At 63.1% G+C, this 19,853-nt stretch carries 20 protein-coding genes; 8 read left to right on the top strand and 12 right to left on the bottom strand.

The window, feature by feature from the left end:
* Positions 1-50: 50 nt before the first annotated feature.
* From msrQ to JKL45_RS04170, 7 genes are all read right to left on the bottom strand, one after another.
* A complete protein-coding gene (gene msrQ, locus JKL45_RS04200) occupies positions 51-695 on the bottom strand; it encodes a protein-methionine-sulfoxide reductase heme-binding subunit MsrQ (protein WP_201859865.1) in 645 nt (214 codons plus the stop codon).
* Complete coding sequence (gene msrP / locus JKL45_RS04195) at positions 695-1,663, bottom strand: protein-methionine-sulfoxide reductase catalytic subunit MsrP (protein WP_201859864.1); 969 nt, start codon at positions 1,661-1,663, stop codon at positions 695-697. The genes msrQ and msrP overlap by 1 nt, the downstream gene beginning before the upstream one ends.
* Positions 1,664-1,733: 70 nt before the next feature.
* Positions 1,734-2,402, bottom strand: a complete 669-nt coding sequence (locus tag JKL45_RS04190) for an N-acetylmannosamine-6-phosphate 2-epimerase (protein WP_201859863.1) — start codon at positions 2,400-2,402, stop codon at positions 1,734-1,736.
* A 1-nt stretch (position 2,403) separates the two neighbouring features.
* The gene (locus JKL45_RS04185; RefSeq protein ID WP_201859862.1) at positions 2,404-3,258 is read right to left on the bottom strand and encodes a carbohydrate ABC transporter permease; all 855 of its coding nucleotides are present in this window, start codon (positions 3,256-3,258) and stop codon (positions 2,404-2,406) included.
* Entirely contained in the window at positions 3,255-4,193 is a 939-nt protein-coding gene (locus JKL45_RS04180; protein WP_246498293.1) for a carbohydrate ABC transporter permease, read from the bottom strand. The genes JKL45_RS04185 and JKL45_RS04180 overlap by 4 nt, the downstream gene beginning before the upstream one ends.
* 57 nt (positions 4,194-4,250) lie before the next feature.
* A complete protein-coding gene (locus JKL45_RS04175) occupies positions 4,251-5,501 on the bottom strand; it encodes an extracellular solute-binding protein (protein WP_201859861.1) in 1,251 nt (416 codons plus the stop codon).
* A 74-nt stretch (positions 5,502-5,575) separates the two neighbouring features.
* Positions 5,576-6,451 carry a hypothetical protein gene (locus tag JKL45_RS04170; protein ID WP_201859860.1) on the bottom strand — a complete coding sequence of 292 codons (876 nt, stop codon included), beginning with the start codon at positions 6,449-6,451 and terminating at the stop codon, positions 5,576-5,578.
* 163 nt (positions 6,452-6,614) lie between these two features.
* Here JKL45_RS04170 and JKL45_RS04165 point away from each other — a divergent pair, with 163 nt between their 5' ends.
* The 3 genes from JKL45_RS04165 (at position 6,615) to JKL45_RS04155 (ending at position 10,279) form a co-directional block, all read left to right on the top strand.
* On the top strand, positions 6,615-6,932 hold the full coding sequence (locus JKL45_RS04165) for a hypothetical protein (protein ID WP_201859859.1): 318 nt from the start codon (positions 6,615-6,617) through the stop codon (positions 6,930-6,932).
* Positions 6,933-6,986: 54 nt separating this feature from the next.
* On the top strand, positions 6,987-8,885 hold the full coding sequence (locus tag JKL45_RS04160; RefSeq protein ID WP_201859858.1) for a DEAD/DEAH box helicase: 1,899 nt from the start codon (positions 6,987-6,989) through the stop codon (positions 8,883-8,885).
* 182 nt (positions 8,886-9,067) lie between these two features.
* Entirely contained in the window at positions 9,068-10,279 is a 1,212-nt protein-coding gene (locus JKL45_RS04155; RefSeq protein ID WP_201859857.1) for an extracellular catalytic domain type 1 short-chain-length polyhydroxyalkanoate depolymerase, read from the top strand.
* Positions 10,280-10,342: 63 nt separating this feature from the next.
* Here JKL45_RS04155 and JKL45_RS04150 read toward each other — a convergent pair whose 3' ends face one another.
* Positions 10,343-11,158 carry a DUF1194 domain-containing protein gene (locus tag JKL45_RS04150; protein ID WP_201859856.1) on the bottom strand — a complete coding sequence of 272 codons (816 nt, stop codon included), beginning with the start codon at positions 11,156-11,158 and terminating at the stop codon, positions 10,343-10,345.
* 290 nt (positions 11,159-11,448) lie between these two features.
* Between JKL45_RS04150 and JKL45_RS04145 the strand changes: the two genes are divergently transcribed.
* Positions 11,449-11,688 (top strand): hypothetical protein, encoded by a 240-nt coding sequence (locus JKL45_RS04145; protein WP_183447719.1) that lies wholly within the window; start codon positions 11,449-11,451, stop codon positions 11,686-11,688.
* A gap of 28 nt (positions 11,689-11,716) precedes the next feature.
* Here JKL45_RS04145 and JKL45_RS04140 read toward each other — a convergent pair whose 3' ends face one another.
* Both JKL45_RS04140 and JKL45_RS30620 read right to left on the bottom strand, forming a co-directional pair.
* Positions 11,717-12,466, bottom strand: coding sequence for an extensin-like domain-containing protein (locus JKL45_RS04140; RefSeq protein ID WP_201859855.1), 750 nt, complete (start codon positions 12,464-12,466; stop codon positions 11,717-11,719).
* 201 nt (positions 12,467-12,667) lie between these two features.
* Entirely contained in the window at positions 12,668-13,147 is a 480-nt protein-coding gene (locus tag JKL45_RS30620) for an HU family DNA-binding protein (protein WP_201859854.1), read from the bottom strand.
* A gap of 386 nt (positions 13,148-13,533) precedes the next feature.
* Between JKL45_RS30620 and JKL45_RS04130 the strand changes: the two genes are divergently transcribed.
* The 3 genes from JKL45_RS04130 to JKL45_RS04120 all read left to right on the top strand — a co-directional run bounded on the left by JKL45_RS04130 (position 13,534) and on the right by JKL45_RS04120 (position 16,844).
* The gene (locus tag JKL45_RS04130; RefSeq protein WP_201859853.1) at positions 13,534-14,436 is read left to right on the top strand and encodes a sugar kinase; all 903 of its coding nucleotides are present in this window, start codon (positions 13,534-13,536) and stop codon (positions 14,434-14,436) included.
* Positions 14,437-14,460: 24 nt separating this feature from the next.
* Entirely contained in the window at positions 14,461-15,126 is a 666-nt protein-coding gene (gene eda / locus JKL45_RS04125) for a bifunctional 4-hydroxy-2-oxoglutarate aldolase/2-dehydro-3-deoxy-phosphogluconate aldolase (RefSeq protein WP_201859852.1), read from the top strand.
* 77 nt (positions 15,127-15,203) lie between these two features.
* Positions 15,204-16,844, top strand: coding sequence for an acyl-CoA synthetase (locus JKL45_RS04120; protein WP_201859851.1), 1,641 nt, complete (start codon positions 15,204-15,206; stop codon positions 16,842-16,844).
* Positions 16,845-16,856: 12 nt separating this feature from the next.
* On the opposite strand, the gene JKL45_RS04115 is transcribed toward JKL45_RS04120, so the two are convergent.
* Positions 16,857-17,657, bottom strand: a complete 801-nt coding sequence (locus JKL45_RS04115) for an enoyl-CoA hydratase (RefSeq protein WP_201859850.1) — start codon at positions 17,655-17,657, stop codon at positions 16,857-16,859.
* 118 nt (positions 17,658-17,775) lie between these two features.
* On the opposite strand from JKL45_RS04115, the gene JKL45_RS04110 reads away from it, so the two are divergent.
* A complete protein-coding gene (locus JKL45_RS04110) occupies positions 17,776-18,360 on the top strand; it encodes a peroxidase-related enzyme (protein WP_201859849.1) in 585 nt (194 codons plus the stop codon).
* Here JKL45_RS04110 and JKL45_RS04105 read toward each other — a convergent pair.
* Positions 18,357-19,739 carry an FAD-binding oxidoreductase gene (locus tag JKL45_RS04105; RefSeq protein ID WP_201859848.1) on the bottom strand — a complete coding sequence of 461 codons (1,383 nt, stop codon included), beginning with the start codon at positions 19,737-19,739 and terminating at the stop codon, positions 18,357-18,359. The two genes, JKL45_RS04110 and JKL45_RS04105, sit on opposite strands and share 4 nt — an antisense overlap.
* Between the last annotated feature and the right edge of the window lie 114 nt (positions 19,740-19,853).

Below are 19,853 nucleotides of genomic sequence, written 5' to 3'. Positions count from 1 at the left end.
GGAGAAGCCTTGCTTTTACCCGGCGCATCCTAGCCGAGTGGCCCTGGTCTTCAAGCGGGGCGTCGCCTGGGCGACGGCTTCTTCACCAGGGAACGGACCAGCCGGTAGCCGAGGAGCACGGCGACGATGGCCGCATAGACCAAAGGCTCGGGCGGCCATGACTTCACCACGAGAATGAAATGAAGCACCGCGCCGATGGCCGCCACAAAGACGAGCTTATGCAGCTTGGCCCAGGCCTGCCCGCCCATGCGCCGGATCGCTGCGTTGTTGGACGTGATCGCGAGCGGCACCAGGATGACGAAGGTCGCCATGCCGATGGTGATGTAAGGCCGCTTGATGATGTCGGCCACGATGGCCGCCATGTCGAGTCCCTGGTCGAGCACCAGATAGGTGATGAGGTGCAGGGCGGCGTAATAGAACGCCAAGAGCCCGATGGCCCGGCGGTAGCGCAGCAGGTTGATGCTGAGGAGTTGCCGCAGCGGCGTGACCGCTAGCGTCGCGATCAGGAAGCGCAAGGCCCAAAGGCCGAGCGCCTGCTCCAGATAGCGCATGGGATCGGCCCCGAGCTGATCGGTGATGCCGGCATAGAACAGCCACACGGCCGGGATGAAGCCGACGATGTAGACGAGGATTTTCGGCACCTGAGGCAGGGTGACGCCCTTGGGCGCGCCGGTCGCGGAGGCTCTTCCGGCCATCAATAGAGCTTCCGCAGGTCCATACCCGTGTAGAGGCTCGCCACCTGCTCGGCATAGCCGTTGAACATCAGGGTCGGGCGGCGCTTCACGAACAGGCCGCCCTCGCCGATGCGCCGCTCGGTCGCCTGGCTCCAGCGTGGATGGTCCACGCCCGGGTTCACGTTGGCGTAGAAGCCGTATTCGCCAGGTGCCTGCTTGTTCCAGGAGGTTGCCGGCTGCTTGTCGACGAAGCTGATGCGGGTGATCGACTTGATACCCTTGAATCCGTATTTCCACGGCACGACGAGGCGAATGGGTGCGCCGTTCTGGTTCGGCAGGGTCTCGCCGTAGAGCCCGACCGCCAGCAGGGTGAGCGGGTTCATGGCCTCATCGAGGCGCAGGCCCTCCACGTAAGGCCATTCGAGTACCGGGAACACCGTGTCCATCCCCGGCATCTCCTCGGGCCGGTATGCCGTCTCGAAGGCCACGTATTTTGCGCTGCCCAGGGGCTCCACGCGCTTGATGAGGTCGGCAAGCGGGAAGCCGACCCAAGGAATGACCATGGACCAGCCCTCGACGCAGCGCATGCGATAGATGCGCTCCTCCAGAGCCGATGACTTGATGATGTCCTCAAGGGCGAACTCGGCCGGCTTGCCGACCATGCCATCAACCTTCACCGTCCAGGGCGAGGTCTTGAGGGACTTGGCCTTGGCGGCGGGATCGTCCTTGCCGGTGCCGAACTCATAGAAGTTGTTGTAGCTCGTGACGTCCTCACGGCTCGTCAGCTTCTCGTCCGTCGAGAACGGGCTCTTGGCCGCCTGAAGCGGGGCCGCCTCCAGCCCTCTTGGCAGGGCCGCCGCGAGGGCCAACCCGGCGGCGCCCGCCATCCATTGGCGGCGGTTGAAATAGACCTCCCGGGGCGTGATCTCGGAGGGCAGAATATCGGAAGGGCGGCGGATCAGCACGGCATCACCTCGGTTGAAACCCATTGTGGATGGGTACACCCGAGAACGCCAGAGGTGCTCTCACGTTTCCGTTACAGACTTGCCTTCCGGGCCTTCAGGACAGCGCCCGCACAAACTTTCTCGTGATCTCGCGCGGATTGGTGATCGCGGTGCCCACCACGACCGCATGGGCTCCGCGCCTGAAAGCCTCTGCGACGAGTTCGGGCGTGTCGAAGCGCCCCTCCGCCACGATGGGAGCTCGAATCTCGGCGACAAGGGCCGACAGGAGGTGGAGGTCGGGCCCCTCGATCTTGTCGGAGGCCGTCTCGTCCGTATAGCCGGAGAGTGTCGTCGCGATGTAGGTGGCACCAGCAGCAAAGGCGGCTCGCCCCTCCTCGAGCGTGGCGATGTCGGCAAAGACCTCGCGGCCGAGCTCGGTGCGGATGCGGCCGATCAGGCGTTCCACCGGCTCACCGTCGCGCGGGCGTGGCGTCGCATCGAGGCCGATGATGTCGGCTCCCGCCGTGGCGATCTCGGCAGCTTGGGCGAAGTCCGGCGTGATGTAGACCGGGAAGCGGTCGTCCCACACCTTCGCAATGCCGATGATCGGGAGCGCGGTCACGGCACGGATCGCCGCGATGTCGTCCGCGCCGTTGGCGCGAATGCCCCTGGCGCCGCCCGCCTCTGCCGCCTGCGCCATGGCGGCCATGTGGACCGGCCCATGGAGCGGGTTGTCGGCGCGGGCCTGGCAGGAGACGACGAGGCTGCCCTTCGGAATCAGCATGCTACTTCACCGCGCCGGCCGTCATGCCCTGGATGAACTGGCGCGACAGGGCGATGTAGAGGAGCGTGATGGGCGCCGCCGCGATGGTGAGGCCGGCGAACAGCATGCCCCAGTCGGTGGTGTATTCGCCCATGAAGGCGGTGAGCCCCTGCGGCAGGGTTTTCCGCGCATCGGTCTGAATGAAGACGAGCGGGAAGAAGAAGTCGTTCCAGATCGGCACCGCGTTCTGGATCGCCGCGATGGCCATGGGCGGGCGCGCCAGCGGCAGCATCACCGACCACATGATGCGCGGCTCGGACGCGCCGTCGATGCGGGCCGCATCCTCGAGTTCCGATGGCAGCGTGCGCAGGAAGCCCGCCATGATGAACACGGCGGACGGCAGGCCGATGGCCGTGTAGGTGACGATGAGGCTCCAGCGGCTGTCGAGCAGGCCGAGATCCCGCAGCAGGATGAAGAGCGGAATGACCGCAAGCTTCAAGGGCAGCATCAGGCCTGCCAGGAAGAACAGCAGGATGAAGGTGTTAGTGCGCGACTCGTAGCGGGCCACCGCATAGCCCGCCATGGTGCCGAGCACGAGGATCAGCAGAACCGACGTGCCCGTCACCAAGATCGAGTTCATGAAGTAGGTCGGCATCGCGGTTTCGCCGAGCACCTTGGCGAAGTTCCCGATTTGCGTGAAATCGGGCAGCGCGAAGGGATGCTCGAAGATCTCGCCCGTGGTCTTGAAGGCGGACAGCACCATCACCACGACCGGATAGAGCATGATGAAGGAGTTGGCGATCAGGATGACCTGAGCCAGCAGCGCGAAGGAGATCGGCTGGCGCGATGCGGGCGCCTGAGATGTGAGGGCGGTCAAAACTGGATCTCCCGACGGCGCAGCCACAGGGTCAGCATGGACGCGAAGACGACGATGAAGAGGAAGAGCAGCGTGGCGAGCGCCGAGCCCATGCCGAAGTTCTGGATGCTGGCGCTCTGGTTGCCGAAGGCCGTGCGGTAGAAGACGAGGCCGAGCACATCGGTGGTGCCGAAGGGCGACCCGTCAAGACCCACCATCACGTACGGGATCTCGAACCAGTTGAACGCGCCGATGAAAAGCAGCGTGAACAGGATGGTGGTGCTCGGCGCCACCAGGGGCCACACGATGTTCTTCAACAGCTGCCATTCGTTGGTGCCGTCGAGCCGCGCCGCCTCGATGATTTCGGGCGGGATGCGCTGCATGCCGGCGAGATAGACCAGCGTCGGAAAACCGACGAAGTGCCAGGCATTGGCGAGGATGAGAGCGCCAAGCGCCGTCGAGGAATCCCCAAGCCAGGGCTTGGCCAAGGAATCGAGGCCGAGCGAGTAGAGCGCCTGATTGACGATGCCGAAATTCGGATTGAGGAAGAGCTTCCAGAGGAAACCCACGATGATGGTCGACAGCACCACCGGGACGAACACGGCGATCCGGTGGAAGCGGAAGCCGAAGGGCTCCTTGTAGAGCAGCCAGGCGAGCAGGAACCCGCCGCCGTTCTGGATGATCATCAGCGCGACAAGCGCATAGACGTTGTGCAGGAAGGCGTTCCACACCACAGGTGCCATGGTGGCGCCGAACAGCACTTCCTTGAAGTTCTTGAGACCCACGTACTCGCCACGCGCCAGCCCCTGCCAGTCATAGAAGGCATAGGCGAAGGCCGACAGGATCGGATAGACCACGAAGAGCGACATGAACACGATGGGCGGAACGACGAGAAACGCCACCCACATTTGCCGCTTCAGCGACGGAGCCTGTTTGCGCGAGACGATCATGGACATCGATAGCTTTCAGAAAAGGCGGCGAGCCCGAGAGCCCGCCGCCCTTGTATTAAAGGCTTACTTCTGGAAGGGCTTGTAGTAGGTCGCGATGCCCTTGTTGATCTCGGCCGCGGCCTGCTCCGGGGTCTGCTGGCCGGCGAGCATCTTCTGCACGTTCGACTGCAGCAGCACCGAGCCGCTCGGCTCCTGATAGCGGAAGCGCACGAGCATCAGGTACGACATGGCGTTCTCGGCGAGCTTCGCCACTTCCTGGGTGATCGCGTCCTCGATCTTGATTCCCTTGATCGGCGACAGGTTCTTCAGGGCGTTGGTGAAGGCCGTGCCGTATTCGGGCGTGGCGAGGTAGCGCACGAACTTGAGCGCCGCATCCTTCTTCTCACTCTTGGCGTTCACCGCATAGCCGCCATCGTAATAGGTGGCGACCAGCGCCTGGTCGCCTGCCTTCAGGACGGGAGCCGGGAACACGCCGAGGTCGAGGGTCGGGTTCTGGTTCTTGAAATTCGCCACCTCATAGGAGCCGCCCGCGAACATGGCCGCGCGGCCTGCCACGAAGAGCTGCTGCGAGGACGGATAGTCGACGCCGGTGAAGTTCGGCGAGAAATACTGGCTGACGTCCTTGAGCTTCGTCAGCGCGCCGACAAAGCGCGGATCGGTGAAGTTCGCCTTGCCGGAGACGATATCGGCCTCGAACTGCTTGCCGAGCATGGACGACAGCAGGCCGCCCACGATGGTCTCGTTCTGCCAGGCCGTCGCCGTGCCGTTGGCGAACGGCGTGATGTTCTTGGCCTTGAGCGCCTGAGCGAGCGTCATCAGCTCATCCCAGGTCTTGGGCGGGTTCACGCCGTTATCCTTGAAGATCTTCTTGTTGTAGACCACGAGCTGCGTCTGCATGGCGAAGGGCACGGCATAGACCTTGCCGTCGGAGCGCAGGGTCTCGGCAGCAAGCGACGCCTCCGGGAAGTTCGCCAGCTCGGGCATGTTCTGCTGGTCGAGGGCGAGCAGGTAGCCTGGGGTCGCAATGGTCTCCAGGTTGCCGTAGGCGCGCACCTGGATCACGTCCGGGCCGCGGCCGGCGGCGAGCGCCGTGGAGAGAATCGTCTGGTAGTTCTCAGGCGCATAGGTCTCGAACTTGACCGTGATGCCGGGGTTCTTCTCCTGGAACTTCTTGATGGTGTCCTGGTAGAAGGCCTTGTCCTCCTGGCGCCAGCTCCAGAACGTCAGCTCGGTCTGCTGCGCCATGGCGGCGCCGGACGAGAGCAGGAGGCTGCCGGCGGCAGCGCCCATCAGAATGCGTCGGGTCAGTTTCATCGTCGTTTCCCTCATTGTTGAAGTCCTTGTCCTCCCACCGCATGGCCTGTTTGAGCAGTCCCTGCGGAACTCGTTCAGCCGGATTGCTCGGCTGCAATGACGAGAAAGGTCGCGTCGTCGTGGGTTTTAACACGAGGATAGGCGCCTGCCATGAGGTCGCCCCGCTCCCTTTCGCGCAATTCCTGCATCAGGTCCGGCCCTTTTCCGGCAGCGAGCCGGTCGTAGAGCTCGCCGTCCGAATAGGCTGCAAACACATCCACGAGCCGCATGAAACCGTCCGTGGCGAGCACGATAGGCGCGCCTGGCGTCACTTGAGCCTCGAACCGCAGCTCCTGGCCGGCCCAGGGCCGACGCGGGTTCACGACCCAGTAGCCGTCCTGCTGGTTGAGCCGGGTGCGGTTCTCGAGGATCTGGCGCCGCACGGCCTCGGGGATCTGCCCCGGCTCGTGCCCCTGGGCTCCGAGAGCCGCCAGGGTCTTCCGTTCGAAGGGCTTCGCTCGCTCGTCGCTCCAGCGGGCGATTCCCTGCTCCGACGGCACGAGAACGACCACATCACCCAAAAGGCGCCCCTGGAGCCTGAGGGGACCACCCTCACCTGGCATCAACTCGATCAGGCCGAGGCACGCGGAGGGAGTATGGTGGTCGCTGACATCCGGCACATGCCCGGTCTCGTCCCCGAAGGCCGCCCGAACATCGTCCTCAAGCTGCCGCAGCAGCCGATCGGCGCCTTCCGCTCCGGACAGGGCCGTCAGGCGCTCGTCAACGAAGGCGGCGAGCCAGGCGGCATCGCTGCCCCCAGAGGTCAGCTGTTCGTTGGAGAGACCAGTGGCTCCATCGATGATCCAGGCGAAACGGCCGCGCAGACCGGCTCCGTCCTCGTTGACGCGGGAGCCGGTCAGGGAAAGCCGGTCCAAAGACCGGAAGCAGGAGGTGGGGCCAGTCACGTTCACAGCTTAACTGGTCTCATATTGGTTGCCTCATGTCCATACTGGTCTCAAGGGCTGTTCACACCCTTCCTGAAGCCCCGGAAAAGCTTACGCAGGGGTGGTTTGATCGAATTCCGGGCTTGAGCGTTAGTGACATGGATCCCATTGCAGCGGCAAAGGATGCGCCATGGTCACCCTGGAAATAGCCGGCAAAGCGGTTGCCGTGACGAATGCCGATGAGGAACAGGCTCGCGAACTCTTTCTCAGCGAGAGCTTTAAAGATGACCTGAAGTCGTTTAAGAGCGAGAGCCGCTCCCTCTGGGACGGCTCAGCTGCCTTGACGACACGGCCCGCATCGGAAGACGAGATCGATGCCTTCTATGAGGCCTTGGATGAAGAGGACGAGGGCGACGAAGACGGCGAAGACGATGATGACGGCCTCGATATCGATGTCGTGTTCCTGGTGTCCATCGACGAAATAGACGACGCCGCTGCCTCCGGCTGATCATCCTTACCGGAGCCCTTAAGGGCTCCTCTTGAAACGGTTCAGCCCATTCTCATGCCTTTTCCCAAGTCCAATCCCAGCCTCGACCGCGCCCTGGCCGACAAAGGCTACAACGACCCGACCCCCGTCCAAGCCGCCGTGCTGCAGCCGGACGCTGTCGATCGGGATCTCCTCGTTTCCGCCCAGACGGGCTCCGGCAAGACGGTCGCCTACGGGCTCGCCATGGCGTCCACCCTGCTGGGCAACGCCGAGCGCTTCGAGGTGCCCCGCGAGCCGCTGGCCCTGATCATCGCCCCCACCCGTGAGCTCGCCCTCCAAGTCAACCGGGAGCTGATCTGGCTCTACGGCCCGGCCGGTGCGCGGGTCGTCTCCTGCGTCGGCGGCATGGATGTGCGTCGGGAGGCGCGGGCGCTCGCCGATGGCTGCCATATCGTGGTCGGGACGCCTGGCCGCCTGCGCGACCACCTGGAGCGCGGCCGCCTCGATACCTCCAAGATGAGGGTCGTAGTGCTCGACGAGGCCGACGAGATGCTCGATCTCGGCTTCCGCGAGGATCTGGAATTCATCCTCGATGCCACCCCGGAGGAGCGCCGCACGCTCCTGTTCTCAGCCACCCTGCCGAAGAACATCGTAGCCCTGGCGCGGCGCTACCAGCGCGACGCCCACCGCATCGATACCCTGGTTCAGAACCAGCCGCACGGTGACATCGACTATCGTGCCCTGCGATGCGCGCCGAACGAGGTCGAGCATGCGGTCGTCAACGTGCTGCGCTTCTACGAGAGCCGCGGCGCCATGGTGTTCTGCCATACCCGCGAGGCCGTGCGGCACCTCCATGCGAGCCTGATCGAGCGCGGCTTCTCAGCCGTCGCAATCTCGGGCGAGCTGACCCAGAGCGAGCGCAGCAATGCCCTTCAGTCGCTGCGCGACGGGCGCGCCCGAGTCTGCGTGGCCACCGACGTGGCGGCTCGCGGCATCGACCTGCCGGATCTGGGCCTCGTCATCCATTTCGACCTGCCGAACGACCACGAGACCCTCCTGCACCGCAGCGGCCGCACGGGCCGTGCCGGCCGCAAGGGCACCTGCGTCCTCCTCGTTCCCTATACCCGCCGTCGCAAGGCCGAACGCCTAATCGACATGGCCGGGATCGACGTGTCCTGGGCCGGCCCGCCCTCGGCGGACGAAATCCGCGTGCGCGACCGGGAACGGCTGATGCAGGATCCGATCTTCGCCGAAGAGGCGACGGAAGAGGATCTGGCCATGGCACGGGCGCTGCTCGCCGAGCGCTCGGCCGAGGAAATCGCCAATGCCCTGGTGCGGTTCAACCGCTCGCGGTTGCCTGCTCCCGAAGAGATCGTCGATGCAGGCTCCGATCGGGAGCCGCGCCAGCGCAAGGACAAGCGCGAGCGGAGCGAGGAGCGCAGCCGCGGCTTCAATGACCGGGACCGTGGCTCATCTGAGGGCGGCTTTGAGCGCTCATCCGAGGACATGGTGTGGTTCCGCATGAGCGTCGGCCGCCGCAACAACGCGGACCCCCGCTGGCTGCTGCCGATCATCTGCCGCCTCGGCCATGTGACCAAGAAGGAGATCGGCTCGATCAAGATCTTCGACCGGGAGACGAAGTTCGAGATCGTGAAGTCGCAGGCCTCGAAATTCGCCTCTGCCGTGCGCAAGACCAATGACGAGGACATTCAGATTGAGCTTGCCGACGCAGGGCCCGGCAAGCCAGCCTTCGGCAAGGCAGGGCCTGGCAAACCGCGCGACGCGAAGCCCTGGAGCGGCCCGAAGGGCAACGGGCCCAAGAGCCACGGGCCTAAGAGCTATGGCTCCAAGGAGCGGGGCGATCACCCTGCACGCAAGGGACCACCAGACGGCAAGGGTCCGAAAGAGTTCAAGGGTCCAAAGGATTTCAAGAAATCGAAGGACAAGAAGCGCCCATCCGACAAGCGCCCCTGATTAAAGCAATAGGCCGGGACATGAGGATGTCCCGGCCTGAATTGTTTCATACCTCAGAGAGTTCCACGAACGCCTGACCCAATTGGTTTTTCGCATCGCACCATATCTATTGTGCATTGCAACATACGCACCATATCAGCGTTAGCTTCAGATCTTATCTTACCCGGAAGGGCCAAACGATAATGCAACGCTTAGGTCAAATGCTTCAGCAGCTCGCGCGCCATCGGCGTCAGTGGGAAACCAATATGAAAGCCTCCGCTGCAGCCGAGGCTTTCTTCGAAAACTCGACCACGCCGAGTCGTCTGACAGAGATTGTCGGCTTCGGGTCCAATCCGGGCAATCTGCGCATGCTGACTCATGTGCCGGAATCCGTCTCTTCCTCCCCGGCCCTCGTGGTCGTTCTGCATGGCTGCACGCAAACGGCAGCGGGCTATGATCATGGCTCCGGATGGTCCGCCCTGGCAGACCGCTACGGCTTCATCGTTCTTTATGCAGAGCAGCAGGAGGCGAACAACCCGAAGCGCTGCTTCAACTGGTTCCAGGCTGGCGATACCGAGCGCGGCAAGGGCGAAGCCCACTCGATCCGGCAGATGGTGGAACACACGATCAACCAGCACAACGTGGATCGCAGCCGCGTCTTCGTCACCGGGCTTTCGGCCGGCGGAGCGATGACGACCACCATGCTTGCCACTTACCCGGATGTGTTCGCGGCCGGCGCCGTCATTGCCGGCCTTCCGTATCGCTGCGCCACCAGCGTCCCCGAGGCCTTTGAATGCATGTTCCAGGGCCAGACCCGTTCGGCGCAGGAATGGGGCGGCCTCGTCCGCAACGCCTCATCCCATCGGGGACCATGGCCCAAGGTCTCCGTCTGGCACGGCAGCGCCGACACTACGGTGAAGCCAATGAACGCCGGCGAGATCATCAAGCAATGGACGGATGTCCATGGTCTCAAGCCAAGTCCCAGCTTCAGCGAAACCGTCGACGGCTACCCGCGCCGTGTCTGGACCAACGCGTCCGGCGACGACGTGATCGAGGAATATGTCATCACCGGCATGGCGCACGGCACGCCGCTGGCCGTTGGCGACGATGAGAACAGCTATGGTGCGGCCGGCCCCTTCCTTCTCGACGTGGGTATTTCATCGAGCTACCGGATCGCTGAGTTCTGGGGACTGACGGAGCAGGCGGATGATGTCTCGCGGATCCGCACCACACCTGAACCTGTTCGGCACGACCCGCCAACCTTGTTCACTGGCAACCGGCCTGCAGCAGATGAGTGGGCAGCACGAGGCGCCACGCGCAAGCCACAACAGGATGCACCGAATCCGGGCGCGCTGCACATGGATGTGGGCTCTGTGATCACAAAGGCTCTTAGAGCGGCGGGCCTGATGAAGTAAGCCTGCTTGCAAAAGCTATGAGCGAGAGCCGGGCATCTGCGGGTGCCCGGCTTTTTTTATGCGTTACGGCTTTCTTTCCTGGCTCAGCAGGTCTTCCTGCTTGCGCTTCTCGCCCGTCACGCAGTTCATACTCGGCATTGTACCCTGCGCCGGAATCATGCGAGGGGCATCATCGATCCCGGCGATCTCCCGCATGATCTTCGTGCGGATGACCATGGCGAACTGCTCGGGATCGTGCAGGGGCAGAACGAATGAACCGGTGCCGCCGATCACGCATTCCTTGAAGTAGAGATCCAGATCCTGCAGTTCATTGCTGCCGGAAGCCCGCCTGAACATGATCGGCAGTCCGTTGATGACGATGCCGTTCGCAACAGCCTCATCGCGCGCATAGGTGACGTGACGGCCATCGTTGTTGGGACCGTCCCCGGATATATCGACAACACGGCGGATGGGAGCCCCGCCCAGTTGCTCGAACAGCTTGCGGCTATGATCGATGATACCGGAAATCGATGTCATTCCAGCCTGGCGAATGGGTTGGAAGGAGAGATGATTGGAAAATGAAATCGCCCTCTCAGGACTGTCGATGATGGTCCACGGCACGAGAACGCGCTGGTCCTTCATGCCCGACCATTCCACATAAGTGACCGCGATGCGGCCATGCAGGCCGTTTGCGATAGCCTCATACACCAGGGACGACCGGAAGGCCTCGACGAAGCCTTCGCGCTGCAGGCCCTGCTCATCACCTTCCATGGACGAGGAGACATCAACGGCGATAACGAGCGCAATATCGAGTTCTGCTTCGGGAGCAATGGGGCCGGCGGCAAGAACTTCACCGACCAGAAGAAAGAACGCGAGAGTACTCAGGAGCCTGTTCGCCATGACCACCTCCGCTGCCGGCGCGTGGTCCATGGACCGATGCCAAGGCTGCGCTTGGTCAACGCGCCAATCGGGTGTTTGATGCGCGGAAACAATCATAAATCCTGTGACCGATTGATCAGGCCAGACAGAGAATTTTGATCTTTTTGCGGCCAATCGAAATATAAAAACCAATCCTATCAATAGGATAGCTTGAATTTTCTTAACGTAACAAAATCCACTCTCTATACGCAGAGCAGACAGGGCTCGGGGAGCTCACTAAGGTTCAGTTACGCTACGCAAGGGGGCAAACAATGAAACCGGATATGGACCTGATCGGCGCTCTCACCAGCTTCTCCGTCGGCACGCTCGACGGTCGGGACGCGATGATGGTGATCGAGCTTGCAACAACACCTGAAGAATACGAGCAGGGCATCCGGCGTCAGATGCCGGTGGCCATGACCCCGGAGCATGCCCGCGAACTCGGCGAAGCCCTCCTTCTGGCGGCCAAGGCGGCTCAGATGGGTGAGGCTCCCAGCTACGCGATGAACTGATCCAGCTACTGTTTGGCAAAGGTGGGTTTTACCGGCACGTTCGGTAAGACCCCATGTCGAAGTGGAAATGATCGTGGTGAGCCTCGTTGTAGTCGGGGCTGAGCACCACATCGAAAAAGCGGCATGCTCCATCTCTCAAGGCCCGCAGGAAAGCCTTCTGACGCTCGTCGCCGCCCGCCCAGTCACTCTTCACCGTAATCTGCTGCCCGCTGGCAAGAACGAAGCCTGCAAGGTCGATGGCATTAGCGGTGGCATGCTGGCTGCGCCGCCCGTCGACCCGGTGATTGATGTTGCGGCAGGCATAAGTGCCGAAATGCGTGACCCTCACGACTTCCTGCCCGAAATGCTCCCGCGCGGCCGGGAGCAGCACATGCTGCTCGAACAGAGCCCAGGCCACCGTCAGCGGACAGGTGGCCGTGAAACTCGCGCTCAACCCGATGGAAGACCGCGACACCTCGACGGCGTTCGATAGTCCGCAGCCGTCCTGCGAGGCACGATCCGGCACGGGTTTATGCGAAACCGGTGATCCGTCCAGGACAGCGAGACATTGCTCTCCATCGCGCTCAAGGCGGGAGAGCTTCCAGCGGGTCAGCCAATCGACATTGTCCGCAATTCTCAACGGCGCGAACGGATTGAGCCTGTTCGGAACCTCAAGAACACCGCCCCGGATCAACCCCGACACAACAGCGAGCCCGAGCACGAGGGTAAGGGCCAGCCGAACAAGGATGACCCGCACGATGGTGGAGCGGCGCTGCTGTTGAGGACGATCGTCATGCACCCTCCTGTTCTAGGGCCGTTTCATTCAGGATCCACCTGAACGCTGCCTGTGAAGCGTGCGTCAGCGAAGTATCAAGATGGCCAGATTCATGCGCGCAGGCATGGGGCAACAAAAAAGCAAGGCAGTTTCCTGCCTTGCTTATGGAGAGACCTGGCGTCTGCTGCGGTCGAAGAGCTTCCCCTTTGACGCAGCAGATTTCGCTCAGATGGAGTCCTTGAGATCCTTGGCCGCGCGGAAGGCGATCTTCTTCGAAGCCTTGATCTTCACGGGCTCGCCGGTCTGCGGGTTGCGGCCCATGCGGGCGGCGCGCTTGCGTACCTGCAGGATGCCGAGGCCGGACAGGCGGATCTTGTCGCCCTTCTTCAGGCTCTTGGCGATCATCTCGACCACCTGGTTCAACATCTCGTTGGCCTGGCGCTTGGGAACTTCGTGCATCTCGGAGAGACGGTCGGCGATGTTGCGCAGCGTCAGGATCGGCGAAGCAGACGAGGCCGAAGCCTTCGCGGTCTTCTTCACCGCCACCTTCTTCGAAGTCTTGCTTGCAGCCTTCGTCGCAGCCGCTTTGCCGGCAGCCTTGGCGGGCGCCTTTGCGGTCTTCGACGTTGCCTTTGCTGCAGCCTTCGGCGCCGCAGCCTTCTTGGCCGGGGCCTTCTTGGAAACCTTGGTTGCAGTCTTGGCCATCAGGAACTCCTTGTTTTCGACGGTGAATGCATAAGACAGCAATTCCTCATTAGCGCGTTCAGCCAGGAATTAAAGTGGCAAAGTTGGTTTTACGCACAATAGTGGAGGGATACTTGCCCATAACTCGTCAAGACCTGCCGGATTGCTGCCCTGCATTCAAAGGTCCCGCGTGGTTTCGCGGCCAGTCGCGCTCGACTTCGGACGAATGCGACAGAGATCAAACCCGATGGGAGAATCAGTCTCAATCTGCTTGGAGCATCGGGCAACGATGAGCGGCTTGATCTTCATTGTTGGCCGGTCAAGCGAATGACTGCAATATTCGGATCGACAAAGACCCTTGCCCCATCATATTCCCTAGCGGGACAGAACAACGCCACGGTGAAAGCATGACACGGGTCGCCTGCATTGGGGAATGCATGATCGAGCTTCGCGAGGAGGCCGACGGCAGGCTGTCCCGAAGCTTCGGCGGGGACACCCTCAACACGGCCGTCTATCTCGCCCGCCTCGGCTCACAGGCGGATTACGTCACGGCCCTCGGAGACGACAGCTGGAGCGACGAGCTGGTGGCCGCGTGGAAAGCGGAGGGCGTCGGCACAAGCCGTGTGCTGCGCCTGGCGGGCCGCCTGCCCGGCCTCTACATCATTCAGACCGATGCCAAAGGCGAACGCCGGTTCTCCTACTGGCGCGAGACCGCGGCTGCCCGCCTGCTCTTCCAAGCCCCTGAAGCCCGTACGATCATTGCCTCTCTCGCCAACGACGACCTCGTTTATTTCTCAGGAATCTCATTGTCCCTCTACGGTGACGAGGGACGCGAGCGCCTGTTTGAAGCCCTTCGCGAGGTGCGCTTGGCCGGAAAGCGTGTGGCGTTCGATACCAATTTCCGCCCGCGGGGCTGGCCGGATCGGGAGATTGCCCGAGAAGCCTTCCGACTAGCCTTCGCATGCGCCGATATCATTCTTGCCTCGACGGAAGACCTCGAGCTGTTGTTTGAAAATGCTGGAACGGATGAAGTGCTGGCGTTCGCGGATCGGGCGGAGATTGTCCTCAAATACCCGGATCTGACGTGCCGGGTCATGTTGCAAGGCAAGGAGATTGTCGTTCCAGGCACACCTGCGGACGATGTTGTCGACACGACCGCTGCGGGCGACAGCTTCGCGGCTGCCTATCTGCATATGCGCCTTCTGGGCAAGGATCCTGAGGCAGCAGCCCAGGCAGGCCACCGCCTTGCCGGACAGGTGGTTCGCTATCGCGGCGCGATCATTCCCCGCGAGGCCATGCCCCGGCTATAACACACCGCTCAAGGAGATCCTCGGATGACACAAGATCTGTCAGCTCTCGCTGAATCCCGCGACCGGCAGCTTGCCGATCTGCTCCGCTCCGGCCCGGTCGTTCCGGTCATCACCCTGGAGCGTGTGGAGGATGCGGTTCCTCTCGCTCGCGCCCTCGTGGCCGGTGGGCTGCGCCTTCTCGAGATCACCCTGCGCACGCCGGCGGCGGCCGATGCGGCAGCGGCGATTATCCGGGATGTGCCGGACGCCATCGTCGGCATCGGAACCGTTCTGACGCCGAAGGACTTGGAACGCGCCCAAGCGCTCGGTGCCCGCTATGCCCTGAGCCCCGGCGCCACGCCGGAACTGCTCGACGCAGCATCCCGGAGCGAAATGCCGTTCATCCCCGGCATTGCCACCGCATCCGAACTCATGGCAGCGCTGGCCCATGGCTTCCAGACCGTCAAGTTCTTCCCCGCCGTTGCAGCAGGTGGCATTCCCGCCCTGAAGGCTCTCGCAGGCCCGTTTCCGCAGGCGCGCTTCTGCCCCACGGGCGGCATCGACGAGAAGAACGCCAAGGACTGGCTTGCCCTGCCGAATGTGGTGGCGGTCGGCGGCTCATGGATCTGCTCATCTGCCGACATTCGCGCCCAGGCCTGGGATGAGATTACAGCGAAGGCCGAGAAGGCTGTTGCCTCAGCACGAGCGTGAGCCCCTTCCCTGACATTTGGTAGGATTGTCAGGCCCCTCCCCCATGGCGATACTTGCCCTCAAGGGGAGGACCAGACATGGCTCCGAGCATCTACGACACCGATCTCGACAAGAACCCGGCAAACTACCAGCCGCTGACACCCCTCAGCTTCCTGGAGCGGGCGGCGGGCGTGCATCCGGACAGGATCGCCGTCATCCATGGCCCGTTGAAGCGCAACTACCGTGATCTCTATGCGCGCTCACGGCGCTTGGCCTCGGCCTTGGCCCAGCGCGGCATCGGGCGGGGCGACACGGTGTCGGTGATGCTGCCGAACACGCCCGCTATGGTCGAATGCCACTACGGCGTGCCGATGGCCGGCGCGGTGCTCAACACTCTCAATACCCGTCTCGACGCGAAAATTATCGCTTTCTGCCTTGAGCATAGCGAAGCCAAGGTTCTGATCACGGATCGGGAATTCTCCGCCACCATCAAGGCAGCCCTTGAGCTGAGCACGAACAAGCCTCTGGTGATCGACTATGACGATCCGGAGTTCACCGGACCGGGCGAGCGCCTCGGCGGCATGGACTATGAAGAACTCCTGAGCCAGGGCGATCCGGATTTCGCCTGGATCCCACCGCAGGACGAGTGGGACGCGATCACTCTGAATTATACTTCAGGCACCACCGGCGATCCGAAAGGCGTCGTCTATCACCATCGCGGCGCCTATCTGCTCGCCATGGGCAACATCATAACGGGCGGCATGGGCCAGCATCCGGTCTATCTCTGGACCCTGCCCATGTTCCACTGCAACGGCTGGTGCTTCCCATGGTCGCTCTCCATCGTGGCGGGCACCCATGTGTGCCTGCGTGCCGTGCGGGCAAAGCCCGTGTACGATGCGCTCGCAGACCACAAGGTCACGCATCTGTGCGGTGCACCCATCGTCATGTCGACCCTGCTCAATGCGCCCGAGGCCGAGAAGCGGCCGGTGCCGCATACGGTGAAGTTCATGACGGCGGCCGCTCCACCGCCGGAAGCGGTGCTCGCCGCCATGAAGAGTTCAGGCTTCGACGTCACCCATGTCTACGGCCTGACGGAAGTCTATGGCCCTGCCGTCGTCAACGAGTGGCACCAGGAATGGGATGAGCTCGACTCGGGCGAATACGCGGCGAAGAAGGCGCGCCAAGGCGTGCGCTATCCGGTGCTCGAATCCCTCGACGTGCTCGATCCCGAGACCCTGCACCCCGTGCCGGCCGATGGCCAGACCCTTGGCGAGGTGATGTTTCGCGGCAACGTGGTGATGAAGGGCTATCTCAAGAACCCGGCCGGCACCGCCAAGGCATTCGAGGGCGGATGGTTCCATTCCGGCGATCTCGGCGTGAAGTACCCGGACGGTTATGTGCAGCTGAAGGATCGCTCGAAGGACATCATCATCTCAGGCGGCGAGAACATCTCGTCCATCGAGGTGGAGGATGCGCTCTACAAGCACCCGGCCATTCAAGCGGCCGCCGTCGTGGCGATGCCGGACGAGAAATGGGGCGAGACTCCCTGCGCCTTCGTGGAGCTGAAGCCCGATCAATCGGTTCCGGCAGAGGACATCATCGCTTGGTGCCGCCAGAACCTCGCGTCCTACAAGTGCCCACGCACGGTGATCTTCACGGAGCTGCCCAAGACCTCTACGGGCAAGATCCAGAAGTTCCAGCTGCGCGAGATGGCGCGGGCCTACAAGGCCGCGAGTTAGCCGAGGGGCGTGTCAGCGCCCCTTCCACATGGGCTTGCGCTTTTCGATAAAGGCATCGATGCCCTCGGCGGCATCCTCGGCCATCATGTTGCAGGCCATCACATTGCCTGCGAACGAATAAGCCTCCTCCAGGCTCATGGAGCGCTGGCGGCCGAACATGGCCTTGCCGGTGCGAATGGCAACCGGGCTCTTGGCGCAGATGCTCGCCGTCAGGGCATCTACGGCTTCGTCCAGTTCCGCATCCGGCGCGACGCGGCTGACAAGCCCGAAGGACAGGGCCTCGGCAGATGAGATGAAGCGGCCTGTCACCAGCATGTCGAAGGCGTGCTTCGGCGAGACGTTGCGCGAGAGAGCCACGGCCGGCGTGGAACAGAACAAGCCTACATTGATGCCTGAGACCGCAAAGGTGGCGCTCTCGGCGGTAACGGCCAGGTCGCAAGAGGCCACCAGCTGGCACCCTGCGGCGGTGGCCATGCCATGCACGCGTGCGATCACCGGGACAGGCAGGTTCACGATGGCCTGCATGACCCGGCTGCATTGGGCGAACAGGGCATCGTAGTAGTCCTGGCGCGGGTTGGCGCGCATCTGCTTGAGGTCATGGCCGGCGCAGAAGGCCTTGCCCATTGCTGCGATGACCACGCAACGAACCGCCTCGTCCTGCTTCAGATCGTCGAGCGCCTCTTGCAGCGCCGACAGCATCTCCTCCGACAGGGCATTGAACTGGGCCGGGCGATTGAGGGTGAGCGTGACCACCCCTGCCTGCTCCTCGCGCAACAGGATGCTCTCACCGGACAAGGCCTGCTGGGCGCTCATGATGCTCTCCTTGAAAGTCAGGACACGTTGTTTACCGAATCCAACCCGAATAAGCTCGATCTGGCAAGCAGCCTCTGGAAAGCGCTTTCCAGAGAAGCCCATCGAGAAGAGGTGTCCCGTGAGCCAGCCGCCGATCAGTCGTTTTCCCGTTCCAGAGATTGCCGATCTGCCGGAGGACATCCGCTCGCGCATCCTGGCCGTTCAGGAGAAGTCCGGCTTCGTGCCGAATGTCTTTCTGGTGCTCACCCGCCGCCCCGACGAGTTCCGCGCCTTCTTCGCCTATCACGATGCGCTCATGGACAAGCCCGGCAATCTCACCAAGGCCGAGCGCGAGATGATCGTGGTGGCCACCAGCAACGCCAACCAGTGCCAGTATTGCGTCGTCGCCCATGGGGCGATCCTGCGCATCCGGGCCAAGAACCCGCAGATCGCCGATCAGGTCGCGGTCAACTACCGCAAGGCCGACATCACGCCCCGGCAGAGGGCGATGCTGGATTTCGCCATGAAGGTGGCGCTTGAGGCTCACACGGTCGGCGACGCGGACATTGCGGCCCTGAGCACCCACGGCTTCAGTGAGGAAGACGTCTGGGACATCGCGGCGATTGCAGCCTTCTTCGCCATGTCCAACCGCCTTGCCAATGTCAGCAACATGCGGCCGAACGATGAGTTCTACATGCTCGGCCGTGTCGAGAAACAGGCTTAAGGCAGAAGCACCTTGCCCGGATTGAGTCGGTTGTCGGGATCGAGCGCTCGCTTGATGGTGCGGGCAAGATCCATCTCGGTGGTGGCGCGGTAGCGGGCGAGTTCGCCGACGCGATACTGCCCGATGCCGTGCTCAGCCGAAATGCTGCCGCCGAAGGCCGCCACCACGTCATGCACGATGCGGTTCACTGTTCCTGCATCGTGATCCGCTCCAACGAGCACGTTGTAGTGGATATTGCCGTCGCCCAGGTGCCCGAAGGCATTCACCCGCGTTCCAGGAGCCCCGGCCACCAGCGCCTCGCCAGCCTCGGACAGGAAGCGAGGCACCTCTGTGAGCGGCACCGAGACGTCGTGCTTCACGCTCTTGCCCTCACGCGCCTCCGATTCCGTCACATGCTCGCGCAGGGCCCAGAGCTGGGCCGCCTGTGCGCCGGACTCGGCGATCACCCCATCCAGCGCAATCTCCTGCTCGAAGGCTGAGCCCAGCATGGCCTCGGCGGCTTCGCGCAGGCCTGCGAGGCTGGAAGCCGCCTCGATCAGCACGAACCATTCGCCCTCGGCGATAGGTGCCTTCAGGCCGGCATGCTTGGCGACAAGCTGCATGGAGATGGCGGAGATCAGCTCGAAGGCGGAGATCTGGTCACCCAGTTCGTCCTGAGTCAGCGCCAGGAGCCGCAGGGCGGCTGCGGGATCGGCCACTGACAGCAGCGCCGTCACGGTATGCTTCGGCCGCGGCAGGAGCCTCAAGACCGCCGCCGTGACGATCCCGAGCGTGCCTTCGCTGCCGATGAAAAGCTGCTTCCAGTCGTAGCCTGCATTGTCCTTGCGCAGGCGACGCAGGCCGTTGGCTACGGTGCCGTCCGGCAGCACCACCTCAAGGCCGAGCACGAGGCTGCGGGTCATGCCGTAGCGCAGCACGTTCACGCCGCCCGCATTGGCCGCCACGACTCCACCGATGGTGGCCGAGCCTTCCGCCGCCAGGCTGATCGGCAGGAGCCGGCCGGCGGATGCAGCGGCATCCTGCGCGACTTTAAGAATGCACCCGGCCTCAGCCCCGATGGTCAAGCCGACAGGATCGACATGGCGGATGGCCGCCATGCGGTTGAGGGAGAGAACCACCTGTGTGCCCGACGAATCCGGAACCGCGCCGCCGGCCAAGCCCGTATTGCCGCCCTGGGGCACGATGGCCGCCCCGGCCTCGCGGCAGATCTGCACGATCCCGGCGATCTGTGCGGTCGAGGTCGGACGCACGACGCAGGCAGGCTTGCCCGGGAAGAGCTTGCGCCAGTCAACAGCATAGGGCTCAAGATCGGAGCCCCCCGTGATGACGCCTGCCGGTCCGACAAGGCTCGTCAGGCGCTGCAGCAGATCCGTCGTCATTGCAAAACCTCTCGTGGCCGTCTCCGATCACGGCGCTCGACACCGCTCCTGACGGATCACGGCGGGAACGTCAACGCGACAACCACGAGAAGCAAGGCGAACGCAGCAGGGTTG

Origin of the sequence: Microvirga soli, from assembly GCF_016734765.1 — a bacterium.
In the GTDB taxonomy this organism is placed as follows: Bacteria; Pseudomonadota; Alphaproteobacteria; order Rhizobiales; family Beijerinckiaceae; genus Microvirga; species Microvirga soli.
Note: the sequence above shows the minus strand (reverse complement) of the source record. Positions and strands in the feature narration are given on the sequence as shown.